The sequence below is a fragment of the Kribbella sp. NPDC004536 genome (genome assembly GCF_042873835.1).
Lineage (GTDB): Bacteria > Actinomycetota > Actinomycetes > Propionibacteriales > Kribbellaceae > Kribbella.
Genome location: NZ_JBIALY010000002.1, coordinates 2,084,343 through 2,099,618 on the forward strand (window position 1 = coordinate 2,084,343; position 15,276 = coordinate 2,099,618).

Genomic DNA, 15,276 nt, shown 5'->3' on the forward strand with positions numbered 1-15,276 from the left:
GTCAGGCGGACAACAGGTGTGCCCGGTCAGCCGAGCAGTAGGCGGAAGGGGAGCGCTCCGAGCCGGATCTCGTCGCCGTGGACGACCGGAGCGGTCTGGATCGGTTCGCCGTTCACCTGCGTCCCGTTCGTCGAGCCCAGGTCCCGCAGCTCGTAGCTGGTCGCGTCGATACGCAGCAGCTCCGCGTGGTGCCTGCTGATCTCCTGGCGATCGAGGATGAGGTCACAGTCCGGGGCGCGGCCGATGCGGACCAGGTCCAGCAGCGGTACGACATCACCGTCAATGCTGGCCAATGCGGACTGCGGGCCGGTCTCCAGTGCCGCAGCGATCTCCGCCACGCCCGCGGTCCGGATGGAAAGCGAGACGATCAAGTCGTCGCCCTTGTCCACGTGCAGGTTGTGCTGAGCTCCGTACCCCTGCAGGAGATCGCCGTGCTCGTCTATGACCACCGCAGACACGTGGTAGTAGCCCGGGGGCAGTTGCGCGTACGTCGCTGCGCCGAGCGAGGTCGTCAGTACTACGGCGTCGTACTCGCGGTGGCTCACGTCGGTGATCGTGACGAGCACCGGGTTGTTCGCAGTGAGGTGTGCCTCGGCCCCGGTGTCTCCCGGGGTGAACTCGACAGTGATCATCGGCGCCGGACGGATCTCGTCGAGCCCGACGAGCCGGCCGACTGCGGGCACAGTACCGGTGGGGACTGCGAGCGGTACGTACTGGCCGTGCGACCGGACGAGCAGGTCGAGCTGCGGCCGTGCGAGCCCGTTACGGCGGGCAAGCAGGTACGCAGCGACCATGCCCTTGCCGAAGATGAACGTCACATCTCCGACAACGGCGCGCACGAATCCACTGACAGGCTCCATCGGCACCCCCAGTGCATCAGTATCCAGGAATCACGACTCCGGTAGGCCTGTCGGCAGCGTGTCACAGCAGCCGCCGTACCGTTGCCGGGTGACCTCAGTGCTGATCATCGAGAACGACCGCGAGAGCGGCCCAGGTCGACTGCTCGACTGGCTGGACGCCAAGGCCCTCTCCCCGGTTGTCGTACGGGCTTGGGACGGGGACCCCGTACCCGCGACCGTCGACGGACATGCGGCACTGGTACTGCTCGGCGGCGGCATGCTTCCGGACGAGGACGAGCGGTCGCCGTGGCTGCCGGCTGAGCGTGCACTGCTGCGTGACGCGCACGGGCAGGTGCCTGTGCTCGGGATCTGCCTCGGTGGGCAGTTGTTGGCACATACGTTCGGTGGAGAGGTGCGGGGGAAGTACGGGCTGCCGGAGAAGGGTGTGACGTCGCTGACAGTGCTACCGGCTGCTGCGGACGACGTACTACTTGCTGGGCTTCCTCCTGTGGTGCGGGCTGTGGAGAGCCACCAGGACCAGATCACGCGGCTGCCGTCGGACGCGGTGCTGCTGATGTCCAGCGAGCGCTGCCCTCACCAGATGCTGCGGATCGGACAGAGCTGGGGCGTGCAGTTCCATCCGGAAGTCTCGGCTGCACGGGTGCACCAGTGGAGTCCGGAGCGGTTGCGTTCGCTGGGGTTCGACCCTGCGCAGGTGGTGGCCGACGCGGAGCAGTACGCCGTGGAACTCGACAAGACCTGGTCCACCGTCGTCGGGCGTTTCCTCGACCTCGTCCGGTAGTTCTGCTCGGACCTGTAGCGGCGCTACCTTTGGGAGCATGAGTCTGGAGCAGCCGCCGCCCGGTCATCGGGCATCCGACAACGACCGTGAGCGTGCCGCCGCCGTGGTCCAGGAAGCGCACACCGACGGGCGGCTGGACTTCGAGGAACTCGACGAGCGGCTCACCCAGATCTACACCGCCAAGACCCAACTGGAGCTCCGCAACGCGACCGCCGACCTGGTGCCCGTCGCGCACGGCAGCTCGCAGGAACTCACCCTTCGGGCCCGGCACAGCGCACAGAAACGGGAGGGCGCCTGGGTGGTGCCTGAACGACTGACCGCGATCGCCGAGCACTCCTCGGTCAAGCTCGACTTCACCGACGCCACCGTGCACTGGTCCGACATCCACGTCGACGCCCAGGCGATCCACAGCTCGGTCGTGATGGTCATCCCCGAGGGTTGGAGCGTGGACATCGACCAGGTCGAGTCCAACCACAGCAGCGCCAAGAACCGAGCCGTAGCGCCCCGGCCCGGCGGAGTCCGCCTGCACGTCACCGGCCGGGCCCACCACGCCAGCGTCGTAGTCCGCCACCCGCGCAAACGCCACTGGTGGTGGCCCTGGTACCGCAAGTGAGTTGCTACACAGCCTCACCGGCGCTGTAGCCGCTAGCGTGAGCGCATGGGTGTTTCGCTGGATGTTGTCGACGTCGACTCGCTGCTGACTGCGGAAGAGGTCGACGTGCGCGCCGCGGCGCGGCGGTTCGCGGACGAGCGGTTGCGGCCGTCGTTGCCGGAGTGGTTCGAGAGTGCGTCGATTCCGGCGCGGGAGTTGGCGAAGGAGCTCGGCGCGCTCGGGTTCCTCGGCATGCACCTGACCGGGTACGGATGCGCCGGCCTCGGACCGGTCGCGTACGGGCTGGCCTGTCTTGAGATCGAGGCAGCCGACTCCGGCATGCGTTCGCTGGTGTCGGTGCAGGGCTCGCTGGCGATGTACGCGATCTGGAAGTACGGCAGCGACGACCAGAAGAACGAGTGGCTCCCGCGGATGTCCGCCGGCGAAGCGATCGGCTGCTTCGGGCTGACCGAACCCGACTTCGGCTCGAACCCGGCCGGCATGCGCACCAACGCCCGCCGCGACGGTGATGACTGGGTGTTGAACGGCTCGAAGATGTGGATCACCAACGGCTCCGTCGCCGACGTCGCGGTGGTCTGGGCACGCACCGACGACGGCGTCCGCGGCTTCGTCGTACCGACCTCGACGCCCGGCTTCTCCGCCCCCGAGATCAAGCAGAAGATGTCGCTCCGCGCGTCCGTCACCGCAGAGCTCGTACTGGACGACGTACGACTCCCCGCCGCCGCGATGCTGCCCGAGGCGCGCGGTCTGTCCGGCCCGCTCGGCTGCCTGAACGAGGCCCGGTTCGGCATCATCTTCGGCGCGATGGGCGCGGCCCGGGACTGCCTGGAAACGGCGATCAGCTACGCCGGCGAGCGGATCGTGTTCGACAAGCCGCTGACCGCGTACCAACTGACCCAGGCGAAGATCGCGGACATGGCTGTCGAACTGAACAAGGGCATCCTGCTCGCGGTCCACCTCGGCCGACTGAAGGAGAAGGGCGCGCTGCGTCCCGAACAGGTCTCGGTCGGCAAGCTGAACAACGTCCGCGAGGCGATCGCGATCGCCCGCGAGTGCCGGACGATCCTCGCCGCGAACGGCATCAGCGGCGAGTACCCGATCATGCGGCACGCGAACAACCTCGAGTCGGTGCTGACCTACGAGGGCACGTCGGAGGTCCACCAGCTCGTCATCGGCCAGGCGCTGACCGGTGAGTCGGCGTTCCGCTGACGAATGACATCGGCTCGACCTGGGCACGGGGAGTAAGCAACCAATTCCCGTACCCAGGAAGGAGCATCATGCGGATCGGCCCCGGAATCACGCTCATCGTGGTGGGCGCCATCCTCGCCTTCGCTGTCCGTGATCACTTCAGCGCCGTCAATCTGACGGCCCTCGGAATCATCATCATGCTCGGCGGTGCCGCCGGGATCTGGCTCTCGTACCGCCTGGCGAACCAGCGCCGTCGTGCCGACGAGAAGGTCATCGAGCCCGAGGTCGAGCGCCAGTACCGCACCACGCCACCGCGGGAGCGCATCGCCGACGAACCGATCGACGTCACGCCGCTGCAGCACCGCCCGGGCTACAAGCGCTTGAGGAGATAGTCGCACTCGTCCGCGTGTCTACGGACCACCGTGCCGTCGGCGGCCTGCTCAGTCCACCGGTCGACGACCCGCGGCCCGGACCACAGTACGTACCCGAGCCGCTCGTACAGCCCGCGTGCCCGCGAGTTGTCAGGCTCGACGCCCATCCCGATCGCGGTCCGCTCCCACTCCACCGCGACCGCCTCGGCGGCCCGGATCAGCGCCGTACCGACGCCCTTTCCTCGCACGAACGCGTGCAGCGCATTGATCTCGACGGGATCCGCGTCGGCGCGCACCTCGTCATACTTCGAACGCCGCAACACCATGGTCCGCCCAACGATCTCAGCGCCCTCGACGGCAACCAGCTGGACGCCTTCGTCCCGTTGTTGGACGTCCCAACGATCACGGACGTGGTACTGGGCCGCCGGGTAGCCGTCCAGCTCCGCGATCATCCGCTCGACGTCGTCGCGCGTCGCGGGTGCGATTTCCATCCGCCGAGTCTAGACCGTGAACCGGCGCAGCGTAATCATGTAAGCATGACGTCGATCTACGACCACCTGGGCGGACACGACGCGCTGCACCGCGCCGTCGACATCTTCTACTCGTCCGTGCTGGCCGATCCGCTCCTGCAGCCGCTGTTCGGCGCGGGCCGGCCGGAACACGTCGAGCACCTGACCGCGTTCATGGCCGAGGTGTTCGGTGGGCCGTCGCAGTACACCGACGACTTCGGCGGATTCGATCACATCGTCGCCACCCATCGCGGGCTCGGGATCGCGGAGCCGCAGCGGCAACGGTTCGTGGAGCTGATGATCGCCGCCGCGGACAAGGCCGGGCTGCCCACGGACGACCGCTTCCGCGCCGCGTGGAACTCGCACGCGGAGTTCGGCTCGCAGGTGGCGATGCAGAACTCCAACGCGACGACCGACGACGAACTGCACCCGCTCCGCGAGATGCCCCGCTGGACCTGGTGATCCCTACTTCGCGACCTCGGTAGCCCGCGACTCCCGTACGACGGTGACGCGGATCTGCCCCGGATACGTGAGCTCTTCCTCGACCTGCTTCGCGATGTCGCGCGCCATCACCTGCGCCGCGATGTCGTCGACCGCGTCCGGCAGCACCATCACGCGGATCTCGCGACCGGCCTGCATCGCGAACACCTTCTCGACCCCGTCGTGGTGCATCGCGATCTCCTCGAGCCGTTCGAGCCGTTGCACGTACGCCTCCAGCGACTCCCGCCGCGCGCCCGGCCGGCCACCGCTCACCGCATCCGCGGCCTGCGTCAGCACCGCCTCGACGGTACGGACCTCGACCTCGTTGTGGTGGGCCTCGATGCAGTGCACGACGTCGTCGTTCTCGCCGTACTTCTTCGCCAGCTCCGCGCCGACGATCGCGTGACTGCCCTCGGACTCGTGCGTCAGCGCCTTCCCGATGTCGTGCAGGAACGCGCCGCGCTTGCACAGCTTCGGATCCAGCCCGAGTTCGGCCGCCATCATCCCGGCGATGTGCGCGGACTCGACGAGATGCTTCAGGACGTTCTGCCCGTACGAGGTCCGGTACCGCAGCAGGCCCATCGTCCGGACCAGCTCCGGGTGCAGATCGGTGATCCCGACATCGGCCATCGCGTCCTCGGCGGCGCGCTCGCACAGCTCGGCGACCTCACCCTTGGAGCGCTCGTAGATCTCCTCGATCCGGCTCGGGTGGATCCGCCCGTCGAGCACCAGCGAGTCGAGCGTCAGCCGCGCCGTCTCCCGCCGTACCGGGTCGAAGCACGACAGCAGCACGGCCTCGGGGGTGTCGTCGATGATCAGGTTGACGCCAGTGGTCTGCTCGAACGACCGGATGTTGCGCCCCTCGCGCCCGATGATCCGGCCCTTCATGTCGTCGCTCGGCAGGTGCACGACCGACACGACCGACTCGCTGGTCTGTTCGGACGCGAGCCGCTGCACCGCACCGGTGATGATCTTGCGCGCCTTCGTCTCACCCTCGTCGTGCGCCTGCCGCTCGATCTCGCGGACGATCGCGTGCGCATGCCGCTTCGCCTCGTCCTCGATCGACGCGACCAGCTCGGTCTTGGCCTGCTCGGTGGTGAGGTTCGCGACGCCTTCGAGGATCCGGCGGCGCTCGTCCTCGAGGTCCTTGATCTGCTGCTTGCGCTGGTCGAGCTCGGCGAGCTGGGCGGTCAGCTCGGTCTGGCGCTCCTCGATCGCGCGGTGCTGCTCGTCGAGCCGCTCCTCGCGTTCGGTCAGCCGGTGGTCGCGGCGTTCCATCTCCAGGCGCTGCTCGCGCAGGTCGTCGCGGATCGACTGCGCCTCCGCCTCGGCCTCGCGGCGTACGTCGGACGCCCGCTGCTCCGCGTCCCGCCGTACCTCCGACGCCCGGTCCTCCGCGGTCCGCCGCACCTCCTCGGCGCGGCGCTCGGCCGTCTCGGCACGGGCCCGCAGTACGGCCGCGTCCTCCTCGGCCTGCCGGCGTACCTGCTCCGCGGCGGCCTCGACCTCGTGATGGACGGTGGCGGTGTCGACGGCCTTCCGGCGGGAGAGAGTGAGGCCGATCCAGGCCAGCAGTCCGGCGATCAGCAGTCCGATCAGGGTCAGCCCAACGTACATCGCGGTCATCGGCGTCTCCCCTCTCCTTCGAGTCCCACGCGGGACTGTGGCCATCGGTCGAAGGGGGAATCCGGAGACGGTACGGCGAACTGGGGGTACGGCGGTGCCTGCACCGTGCTTTCAGGGTGCCTTCACCGGCGGAACCACACCGATGACTCGGGGTACGCACGATCCGCGGACCCCCGTCCGCCAACGCGCTTACTTGCTCACTGTGCGTCGCCGCTCAATCCTCGGCGACCACGCGGGCCCGCGCATTTCACGCTCTGCGGGTCCTGCCTATTCGACGGCGTTTCGCGGCGCCGTCGCCCTTCCTCCAGCTCGGTCGAGCGTGTTTTGCGTTCTGTTCCCGGCGGCCGTCTCACTGGCCCGCCGACCCGTATGTCCGCCACCGAAACGGTGGATTCATCCCTTCCTGATGCCGAGGCTAGGCGCGCCCCACCACCCGGTCAAGACGGACACTCACGCCTCAACCCTCGGATCTCGCACCGGACCACGCCGCACCATGGTCTGCTCCACATTGTTATCTCGCGACTTACCCCCGCGGCGTACCACCGCGACTTACCCCGCGACGAAGTCCCGAACGACTCCGACCAAAGCCACGACGAAGCCGGCGATCGTGAGAGCAGCAGTCATCCGCTCGTAACCGGGACGGGCCGCTCTCGCCGTAACGGCCCGCCCAGGAACGGGTTGCGGCTCAGCGCGCGTACTCACGACGCCATCGAAGTGATCTCGTGGCCACATGAACGTCGGTAGACCCGTGAACCCACGTCCGCGCACCAAGCGCGGCAGCCCCCGCTTGTATCCCACGTGGTAGTCGCAGGTGCCGATCGTCCCCCGAACCAGCCAGCCGCACGGGAGGTGCTTGGTCGTCTCCACCCGGCACCGCGTCAGCTTGAGCGTCGCGACGTACACGACAAGGATCCCCAGCCAGACGGCAAGGGCGGTCCATTGATGCGCAGTCCCCGACAGCACAGCGAGAGCGGACAGCAACACGCCCCACGACCTGAACTCGCCGGACCGTCGCCTGCGCCGCCGCTTCCTCCCCATGCCACCTCCCCGTCGGGTGACAGTCTAGAGTTGGTCGCTCACACAGTGCGACGGTTCTCGGCGCGCCTCCTTGACTTCTCCCACTGATTCGTTCCTCACGACACGCCTAAGTGGCCCGTGAGAAGGCGGCCGACTCACCTGCCGATGCTCTGGCGAGTCGGCTCGTCTCGTACTCGGCGACCTTCAGTGTCGCCGAGCTCAGATCCCCCGCTCGAGTTAGGCGCTCGGCCCGGACGTCTTCGTATCGGTGCTGCCACCTGCCGACGGCGCCTCCGGAGACTCGTCGCTCACCGGCGGGCTCGGCGGCTCCGCCTTCGGCTCGGCTTCTGGCGTGTCCGTCGTCGCGTCAGCTGCGGACGACTGAGGGCTCGCTCCATCGGTCTGCTTGTCGACGAACGTACCGACCTTCTGCTGGACCGCGTCGACCTTCTCCGCGTACTTCCCGCCGGTCTGCTTGTCGATCAGGTCGCCGGCCTTCTCCACGCCGGCCTTGATCTTGTCCGGGTTCTGCTTGACGACATTCCGGAGCCAGTTCTTCGCCTGTTCCTGGAAATCGTTCATTGCACCCTCCGCGGTGTCTGGGGCGGATCGACGGAAAATCCCAGCCTACGGACCAGCCCAAATACCGGTCCTACTTCGGATAACACACCGTCACGCCGCACCCGTCAACGCCCCTCGCCGCGCCCCACTCGGCGAACCCGCTAACTCTCCGTAACGTCAGCTCTGCTTCAGGTGCGCTTTCGCGACCTCAGCCGGCGCATGAACCAGCCACGCGTCGAGCAGCGCCTCCTCCAGCACGCTCTCCGAGACCTTGTCCAGCTGCACGAGTACGGCGGCATACCCGTTGAAATGCGGAATCGTGAAGAACCCGTCTCCCGCCCGCGCCGCCAGCACAGCCTCCTTCTCCGCCAGGTCCTCCACCGACAACGCCAGAATCGGCCCCTCCGGCGGCACCTCGTCCCCGAACCGCTTCAAATCCGCCTTACTGAACGGCCGCACCCACGCATAAGCCTTCCCCCCAACTGCCCAACTCTGCCTCCCGTACCGAGCCACTTCCTCAGTCCCCGGCAACCCCGCCACCACCCGCTCCACATCCCCCAAACTCACCATGCCCTCACGCTACTCCCGCCGCCCCCGGTCCCGCCCCACAGCCAAGTCCCCACACACCGCACAAACCCAGCCCGCAAGTAGAAACCCGCCGCGTCCTCATCCAGCGCCGACACAAACACCACCTCGGCCCCCACCTCCGCCAACCACTCCCGGCACGCCCGGCCTCCGGCGTCGCGGAAATGCGACGGGTTCTCAAGCCCATCACGTACGGCTGTCCAGACAGCAGGAGTGCGGCACGCGCACGCGCTCAGGCAGGTGCGCCTGTTGCAGAAGGCAACAACTCACGCGAGATCCGGCAGACACGATCACCGCCGGCGATCCCGACCCGATCGGCCGTCGCGCGGTTCCCATCGCAGCCCGGCGGGCTACTCCAGCTCCAGCCCTGAAGAGTCCAGCAGAGGGGCTTCGTCGTGGTCTGCGTCGAGTTCCTGTTTGACGATGGTCATGGCCAGGCCGCCCGGATATCCCTTGCGGGCAAGCATTCCGAGCAGTCGGCGCATCGCCACCTGGCGGTCGAGTGAACGCATCGAGCGCAGCTTCCGCCGTACCAGCTCCCGAGCCGTCTGCTCCTCCTGCTCGGGATCGAGCTCCTCGAGCGCATCCCGCGCCAACTGGTCGTCCACCCCACGCCGCCGAAGCTCCTGCGCGAGCGCACGCTTCCCCAACCCGCGCCCGCGGTGTCGCGACTCCACCCAAGCGTTCGCGAACGCCGCGTCGTCAATCAGCCCGACATCAGCGAACCGATCCAGCACCGCGTCCGCAACCTCGTCGGGAATCTCCCGCTCAGCCAACACATCTGCCAGTTCCGCCCGAGTCCGCGGCTGCCCGGTCAACTTGTCCAGCAAGATCGTCCGAGCCACCGAATACGGATCCGCGTCCTCGTCAACCCCCGGATCCGCCTCAGGCTCATCCCCCGTCCGCGACCTCCGCCGCCCAAATCCCCCACCAAACCGCCGCCCCGAACCACGCCGCCCCGAAGCACCCCCCTCCGTCCGCCGCCCCGCACCGGCCTCCGCCGAACCCGCCGAACCCGCCGAACCCGCCGAACCCGCCGAACCCGCCGAACCCGCCGAACCCGCCGAACCCGCCGAACCCGCCGAACCCGCCAACGAACGGTCACTGTGCGGGCTGCTCTCGTCAAGAGGCGTCCGGCGTACGGAATCCGCAACTCGCCCCGGCTCTTCCTCAGCCGCCTCGAATCTCAGCTCACCTGCCCCCGACGCAGACACCACGCCCCGAGCACCACGTGAACCACCCTCGTACTGCCCCGAAGACGCACGGTCCTCGGACCGACCTGAAGAGCTCCCGCCCGCAGCCGCATCCTCCGAATCCGCCCACGGATCGAACGCCGACTCAACCGCCCCGCCCCGCACCCCGCCGGACCCCCCACCACGCCCGCTGGACGACGACGCAACCGCAGCTGCACCCCCGCCGGAACGAGCAGACCGACCAGCTCCAGCGGCGGGAGCGGCTCCAGCAGTTCCACCGGCTCCAGCAGCTCCAGCAGTTCCACCGGCTCCAGCGGCTCCAGCGGCTCCAGCGGCTCCAGCGGCTCCAGCGGGATCGTCTGCGTCGGCCCACGGGGCGACGTGGTCTGGCTCGATGGGGTTGCTGTCTCGACGGTCGCCTGCGTCGTCATCGTGAATGCGTCCTGCCTGGTCGCGCCGCGCCGACGACGCCTGATCGTCAGAAGCGTGTGCGGATCGCGAGACACCAGCCTCAGCGGATGGCGTGCCCCACGCCTCGTCAGCACTTGTGGCTTCCGACTCAACGGAATCGCCGCGGTCGGACCCGTTGCTCGTGAAGGGTTCGTCGTCGGCGAAGGCGCGGGCTTCGGCTAGGCGGTCCTCGGCTTGTGCCTTGAAGGTTCGCGTGGTCTGGGCGTCGTCGTCGCCCCACGGGTTGGTCAGATCCACTTCCGGCCCGCCCCGACGACCCGCAGGCCGAGCATCCTGCTGCTCCGGCGATGACCCCCAGAGATCCTGCTGTCCCGGGTCCTTCCGACGTCGTGCCCCGGCATCCTGGCGGGCAGGGTCATCGCGGCGGCGCGACTTCCGCCCAATGCGTTCACCCGTCTCCGGAGCGTCATCGGGAGAAGGCTCGTCCCACGGATCGACATACCCGACGGTTCGTCTGATGGAGCCAGGACGTCGACGCGCCGTACTCCCGTCACCGTCCTCAAGGAAATCCTCGGAGTCCGGCGTCTCTGCACCACGGCTGCGCGCGTCTGCACGGCCAGTAGCGACCTGTGGAGTGTCGGCCGATCCCCTCGTTTCGCGTTCCTCGGCTACCCGGCGCGACGTCGTACGCCGGTACGACGTCTGCTCTCGCGCGGGAGCCGGTGCGGATGTGCCCTCGGCCAGGAGCTTGCGGGCCAGGGCGAGGCGTTCGTCGTGGGGCAGAGACAGCGCCGCGGGGGCAGCGTCGTCGGCAGCTGAGGGCTGCCGGGGGACGCCGCCACCCGCGGAGGGTCGATCAGAAGTCGACATCGACCTCGGCCGCGGCCTCGTCAGCCGGCTTGTCGACGGTCACGCCGATGCCCATCTTCTCCATGATCTTCTTCTCCAGCTCGTTCGCCAGATCGGGGTTGTCGCGCAGGAAGTTCCGCGCGTTCTCCCGGCCTTGGCCGAGCTGGTCGCTCTCGTACGTGAACCAGGCGCCGGCCTTGCGGACGAAGCCCTGCTCCACACCGAGATCGAGCAGGCTGCCCTCGCGGCTGATGCCCTGGCCGTAGATGATGTCGAACTCGGCCTGCTTGAACGGCGGGGCCACCTTGTTCTTCACGACCTTGACCCGGGTCCGGTTGCCGACGACGTCGGTGCCGTCCTTGAGCGACTCGATCCGGCGGACGTCCAGCCGCACCGAGGCGTAGAACTTCAGCGCCTTACCACCGGTCGTCGTCTCCGGGGAGCCGAACATGACACCAATCTTCTCGCGCAGCTGGTTGATGAAGATCGCGGTCGTGTTCGTCCCGCTGACCGCACCGGTCATCTTCCGCAGCGCCTGGCTCATCAGCCGGGCCTGCAGACCGACGTGGCTGTCGCCCATCTCGCCCTCGATCTCGGCGCGCGGCACCAGCGCGGCCACCGAGTCGATCACGACGATGTCGATCGCGCCGGAGCGGACCAGCATGTCGGCGATCTCCAGGGCCTGCTCACCGGAGTCGGGCTGCGAGACCAGGAGCGCGTCCGTGTCCACGCCCAGCTTCCGCGCGTACTCCGGGTCGAGGGCGTGCTCGGCGTCGATGAACGCCGCGATCCCGCCTGCTCGCTGCGCGTTCGCGACCGCGTGCAGGGCGACGGTCGTCTTACCGGAGGATTCCGGGCCGTAGATCTCCACCACGCGGCCGCGCGGCAGACCGCCGATCCCGAGCGCGATGTCGAGCGCGATCGAGCCGGTCGGAATGACCTCGATCGGAGGCCTGTTCTGCTCCCCCAGGCGCATCACCGAACCCTTGCCGCACTGCCGCTCGATCTGCGTCAGCGCAGTCGCGAGCGCCTTCTCGCGATCGCTCGCCGCGCGCTCCGCACTCGCCGTTGCACCAGCCATCTGACTGCCACCTGACCCATCTCATAATCGGGGCCGCTTCCCAGCCGCCCGGAGGACTTCTCGTGTCGCCAGAGAAGGTATCCGTCACGTCCGACAGTTTTCGCCGCCACTTCGGATCTGTGGACAACCCGGCTGCCGGAACACCTTCCGGGGACCAAAGTATCCCGAACACGTGTTCGAATCACAACTGACACGCCGAAGCCTGACCGGACAGCCGTTCTGACCCGGGAAATCCCTACCCTTGCGGGCGTGACAGACCGGCCCGACGTCCCCGATTCCGCCGTCGTCCTCGCGATCAGCCGCGTGGAACTCGGTATCGACCACGTCCTCGACGCGCTCCGGACCCAGGACCCGTTCGGCATCCGCAGCTACCTCACCGAGTACTCCGAACAGGAGAAGCCGAACCTCGCCGAGAAGGGCCTGATCCTCGCGATCGACCGCCTCCTGCAGATGAAGGTACCCGGCCACGAGGAGTGGCCGACCCTCCCGCTCGCCGACCGCTGTGACTGGTGGGTCGAGCGCCTGGGCGGCTTCGCCGCGGTGGTCGCCGGACTCCCCCGGCTCAGCGGCGCGGCCGCGGACCGGCTGCCGATGAAGGACACCCTCGGCGCCGCGGTGCAGGCGATGGTGATCGGCGCGGTCTGCCGCGAGTACGGCGTGGAGGAGCACGCCGACCGTACGGCGATCATCGCCCGGGTGCTGACCGACCGGCCGATCACACCGGACGAGGTCCTCAAGTACGACGACCCCGAGGTCGCCGGCAAGGACGTCGCCGAGCAGCTGGGGTTAGACGATGCCTCGAAGGACATGGGACTGCGCAAGGGCGTCCGGCTGGTGTGGCGGCTGAGCAAGCTGTTCGGAGGGCTCAGCGAGGTGTTCGAAGAGCGCCCGCGGGGCAGTCTCGGCGCCCGGTTCATCGGGAAGCTGCCGGGCGTCGGCGTCGTCGGCGGATTCTTCGACGAGCGCAAAGGCATCAAGAAGGCCGCGTACGAGGCCGCGGAGCTGCTCACCAACAGCGCGTTCCGGGTCAAACCGATCTGACTCCTGGGCCGCTCGCCTCGATCCTGAGATGATTCTGAGCATGACTGGGATCGTCATCGTGCGGCCCGATGAGACCTGGCCCGCGCAGTACCAGAAGACTGCGTACACGATCGGTGGTGTGCTCGGCGACCTGGCGCAACGGATCGACCACATCGGGTCCACCTCGGTGCCAGGCCTCGCGGCCAAGGACATCCTCGACATCCAGGTCACGGTGGCCGAGGAGCCAGAGCTCGACGAAGTGGCACAGCGGATGGTCGCTGCGGACTGGGAGCTCCGGCCGCCGCGGCGCGACCACCGGGTACCAGGCCTCCCCAGGGAGGAGAGCCAGTGGGTGAAGCGGATGCTCGTCGAGCCGATGTACCGGCGCCGGGTCAACCTGCATATCCGGGTGGCGGGTCGTGCGAACCAGCGGTACGCACTGCTGTTTCGTGACTACCTGCGCAGTCACCCGGAGACGGCTCGCGCGTACGGGGCGTTCAAGCAACACGCTGCGACGCTGCGGCTCGAGACCGGCGACTACAGCGACCTCAAGGACCCGGTCTGCGATCTCGTCTATCTACCGGCCGAGGAGTGGGCCGCTCGCACCGGATGGACCGGATAGCGGGCGGCACACCACGTTCGTTGCCTTGGGCATCAACGTTCGCTGGGCGGAAGGTTCAGATGCGCCCACACGGCACGCCACACCACCTTGGCGGCCTCACCGTCGGCCAGGGCCTCGTCGACCGTACGGCCGTTGAGCTCCTGGACCACCTGGGTCTCTGCCCAGGTCCGTGCATACGCGGGCCCGAGATGGTGCTCCATCCGGGCCCAGAACTCCGTCAGTCTCATGCCTGCCCGTCGTCATCCTTCGGCGGTCCCCATCCGCCCTGCTGACCCTGCTGGGGCGCCGAGGGACCACCTTGCTGTTGCTGCTGACCCCAACCGCCTTGCTGCGGCGGCTGTTGCTGCCCGTACTGCGAACCCTGCTGCGGCGGCTGGCCCTGACCAGGCTGACCCGGCCCGGGCTGTCCTTGGCCTGGTTGCTGGCCCCAACCACCCTGCTGCGGCGGCTGCCCCTGCTGAGGTGGCTGCTGCTGCGGACCCCACTGCCCCTGCTGAGGCTGCCCAGGGTACTGCGGTTGACCAGGCTGACCAGGCTGACCGCCGTACGGCGGCTGCCCCTGCTGCGGCTGGCCCGGGTACTGCCCCGGCTGACCACCGTACTGACCTGGCTGCCCCTGCGGACCGCCGTACTGCTGAGGCTGACCCGGATACTGCCCACCGGGCCCAGGCTGCCCGTACTGCTGCTGCCCGTACCCTTGCGGACCACCGTACTGACCAGGCTGGCCCGGGTACTGCCCTGGGAACGGCTGGCCGTACCCCTGCTGCCCCTTGCCCTTCCGGCTGCGAAGAACGAAGAACACGACCGCAGCGATCACCAGCAACAGCACCACGATGATCAGGATCAGAGCCCACGCCGGGAAACCGCTGCTGGCCTCAGAGGTCAGCGAGATCTTCCCGAGCTTGTCGAGGCTGTCGTACGTCGCCGTCCGGCCGCTGACCTTCGCACCGTCGTCGTGCTCGAGGATCTTGCCCGGCATGGTGATCTTGAGGTTCACCTGCGGCTGGCTGCTGCCCGACGGCAGGTTGCCGACGTTGCCGCCGTTCACCTTGACCGTGACCTTGTCGCCGTCCTTGTGGAAGCCGACGCCGTCCTCGCTCGCGCCGCCCATCTTGTCGAAGGGCACGTTCGAGAACGTGCAGTCCGAGCCGACGTAGTTGCTGTCGTCGTACGACTTGCAGGTGACGCCCTCGGTCGCGGACGACTTGATGCTGCTCTCGATCTCCTGGCGGATCTTGTCCAGGGACTGGCCGCTGGACTGCAGCAGCTGCTTGTCCACGCCGATCTTCATCGAGCCCGAAACCGTCTCGTTCGACCCGACCTTGAGGTCGCCGTCGATCTTGACGCACCCGGTCAACCCGATCAGGCAGGCCACGACGACGAGGGCTGCGCGTACGCGGTTCATCATGTCGCCGATCATTCCAGACGACGGGGACAATCGGCGCACCGGACGGAAAGCGCCTGCTCACGGTCGGCGACGGAGACCCGTCGGAGCCGGCGTGTGAAAAC

18 protein-coding genes are annotated in these 15,276 nt (G+C 68.1%); 7 read left to right on the forward strand and 11 right to left on the reverse strand.

Features of this window, described 5'->3' with window-relative positions:
- Window positions 1-26 precede the first annotated feature (26 nt).
- Complete coding sequence (locus ACFYRU_RS24770) at window positions 27-860, reverse strand: FHA domain-containing protein (protein ID WP_387662757.1); 834 nt, start codon at window positions 858-860, stop codon at window positions 27-29.
- An 88-nt stretch (window positions 861-948) separates the two neighbouring features.
- Here ACFYRU_RS24770 and ACFYRU_RS24775 point away from each other — a divergent pair, with 88 nt between their 5' ends.
- From ACFYRU_RS24775 to ACFYRU_RS24790, 4 genes are all read left to right on the forward strand, one after another.
- Window positions 949-1,641 carry a type 1 glutamine amidotransferase gene (locus tag ACFYRU_RS24775; RefSeq protein WP_387662758.1) on the forward strand — a complete coding sequence of 231 codons (693 nt, stop codon included), beginning with the start codon at window positions 949-951 and terminating at the stop codon, window positions 1,639-1,641.
- 37 nt (window positions 1,642-1,678) lie between these two features.
- Window positions 1,679-2,254 carry a DUF1707 domain-containing protein gene (locus ACFYRU_RS24780; protein ID WP_387662760.1) on the forward strand — a complete coding sequence of 192 codons (576 nt, stop codon included), beginning with the start codon at window positions 1,679-1,681 and terminating at the stop codon, window positions 2,252-2,254.
- A gap of 45 nt (window positions 2,255-2,299) precedes the next feature.
- Window positions 2,300-3,463 carry an acyl-CoA dehydrogenase family protein gene (locus tag ACFYRU_RS24785; RefSeq protein WP_387662762.1) on the forward strand — a complete coding sequence of 388 codons (1,164 nt, stop codon included), beginning with the start codon at window positions 2,300-2,302 and terminating at the stop codon, window positions 3,461-3,463.
- A gap of 68 nt (window positions 3,464-3,531) precedes the next feature.
- Complete coding sequence (locus ACFYRU_RS24790) at window positions 3,532-3,834, forward strand: DUF6458 family protein (protein WP_387662764.1); 303 nt, start codon at window positions 3,532-3,534, stop codon at window positions 3,832-3,834.
- Here ACFYRU_RS24790 and ACFYRU_RS24795 read toward each other — a convergent pair.
- Window positions 3,813-4,304, reverse strand: a complete 492-nt coding sequence (locus ACFYRU_RS24795) for a GNAT family N-acetyltransferase (RefSeq protein WP_387662765.1) — start codon at window positions 4,302-4,304, stop codon at window positions 3,813-3,815. The genes ACFYRU_RS24790 and ACFYRU_RS24795 overlap by 22 nt on opposite strands.
- Before the next feature lie 45 nt (window positions 4,305-4,349).
- Between ACFYRU_RS24795 and ACFYRU_RS24800 the strand changes: the two genes are divergently transcribed.
- On the forward strand, window positions 4,350-4,784 hold the full coding sequence (locus ACFYRU_RS24800) for a group II truncated hemoglobin (RefSeq protein ID WP_387662766.1): 435 nt from the start codon (window positions 4,350-4,352) through the stop codon (window positions 4,782-4,784).
- Window positions 4,785-4,787: 3 nt separating this feature from the next.
- Here the strand turns inward: ACFYRU_RS24800 and rny are convergent, their stop codons facing one another.
- From rny to recA, 7 genes are all read right to left on the reverse strand, one after another.
- On the reverse strand, window positions 4,788-6,428 hold the full coding sequence (gene rny / locus ACFYRU_RS24805) for a ribonuclease Y (protein WP_387662768.1): 1,641 nt from the start codon (window positions 6,426-6,428) through the stop codon (window positions 4,788-4,790).
- Window positions 6,429-6,977: 549 nt separating this feature from the next.
- Window positions 6,978-7,466 carry a hypothetical protein gene (locus ACFYRU_RS24810; protein WP_387662770.1) on the reverse strand — a complete coding sequence of 163 codons (489 nt, stop codon included), beginning with the start codon at window positions 7,464-7,466 and terminating at the stop codon, window positions 6,978-6,980.
- A 216-nt stretch (window positions 7,467-7,682) separates the two neighbouring features.
- Complete coding sequence (locus ACFYRU_RS24815; protein WP_387662772.1) at window positions 7,683-8,027, reverse strand: antitoxin; 345 nt, start codon at window positions 8,025-8,027, stop codon at window positions 7,683-7,685.
- A gap of 156 nt (window positions 8,028-8,183) precedes the next feature.
- Entirely contained in the window at window positions 8,184-8,576 is a 393-nt protein-coding gene (locus ACFYRU_RS24820; protein WP_387662774.1) for an MmcQ/YjbR family DNA-binding protein, read from the reverse strand.
- Window positions 8,577-8,941: 365 nt separating this feature from the next.
- Window positions 8,942-9,436, reverse strand: a complete 495-nt coding sequence (locus tag ACFYRU_RS24825; RefSeq protein WP_387662776.1) for a regulatory protein RecX — start codon at window positions 9,434-9,436, stop codon at window positions 8,942-8,944.
- A 341-nt stretch (window positions 9,437-9,777) separates the two neighbouring features.
- Complete coding sequence (locus ACFYRU_RS24830) at window positions 9,778-10,290, reverse strand: hypothetical protein (protein ID WP_387662778.1); 513 nt, start codon at window positions 10,288-10,290, stop codon at window positions 9,778-9,780.
- Window positions 10,291-11,051: 761 nt separating this feature from the next.
- Window positions 11,052-12,125 (reverse strand): recombinase RecA, encoded by a 1,074-nt coding sequence (gene recA / locus ACFYRU_RS24835; protein WP_387662780.1) that lies wholly within the window; start codon window positions 12,123-12,125, stop codon window positions 11,052-11,054.
- 249 nt (window positions 12,126-12,374) lie between these two features.
- Here recA and ACFYRU_RS24840 point away from each other — a divergent pair, with 249 nt between their 5' ends.
- Both ACFYRU_RS24840 and ACFYRU_RS24845 read left to right on the forward strand, forming a co-directional pair.
- A complete protein-coding gene (locus ACFYRU_RS24840) occupies window positions 12,375-13,166 on the forward strand; it encodes a hypothetical protein (RefSeq protein WP_387662782.1) in 792 nt (263 codons plus the stop codon).
- Window positions 13,167-13,206: 40 nt separating this feature from the next.
- A complete protein-coding gene (locus ACFYRU_RS24845; RefSeq protein ID WP_387662784.1) occupies window positions 13,207-13,767 on the forward strand; it encodes a GrpB family protein in 561 nt (186 codons plus the stop codon).
- Window positions 13,768-13,799: 32 nt separating this feature from the next.
- Here the strand turns inward: ACFYRU_RS24845 and ACFYRU_RS24850 are convergent, their stop codons facing one another.
- Both ACFYRU_RS24850 and ACFYRU_RS24855 read right to left on the reverse strand, forming a co-directional pair.
- Window positions 13,800-13,994 (reverse strand): DUF3046 domain-containing protein, encoded by a 195-nt coding sequence (locus ACFYRU_RS24850; protein ID WP_387662786.1) that lies wholly within the window; start codon window positions 13,992-13,994, stop codon window positions 13,800-13,802.
- Window positions 13,991-15,175 (reverse strand): LppM family (lipo)protein, encoded by a 1,185-nt coding sequence (locus tag ACFYRU_RS24855; protein WP_387662788.1) that lies wholly within the window; start codon window positions 15,173-15,175, stop codon window positions 13,991-13,993. Before ACFYRU_RS24855 ends, ACFYRU_RS24850 begins: the two co-directional genes overlap by 4 nt.
- Window positions 15,176-15,276 lie beyond the last annotated feature (101 nt).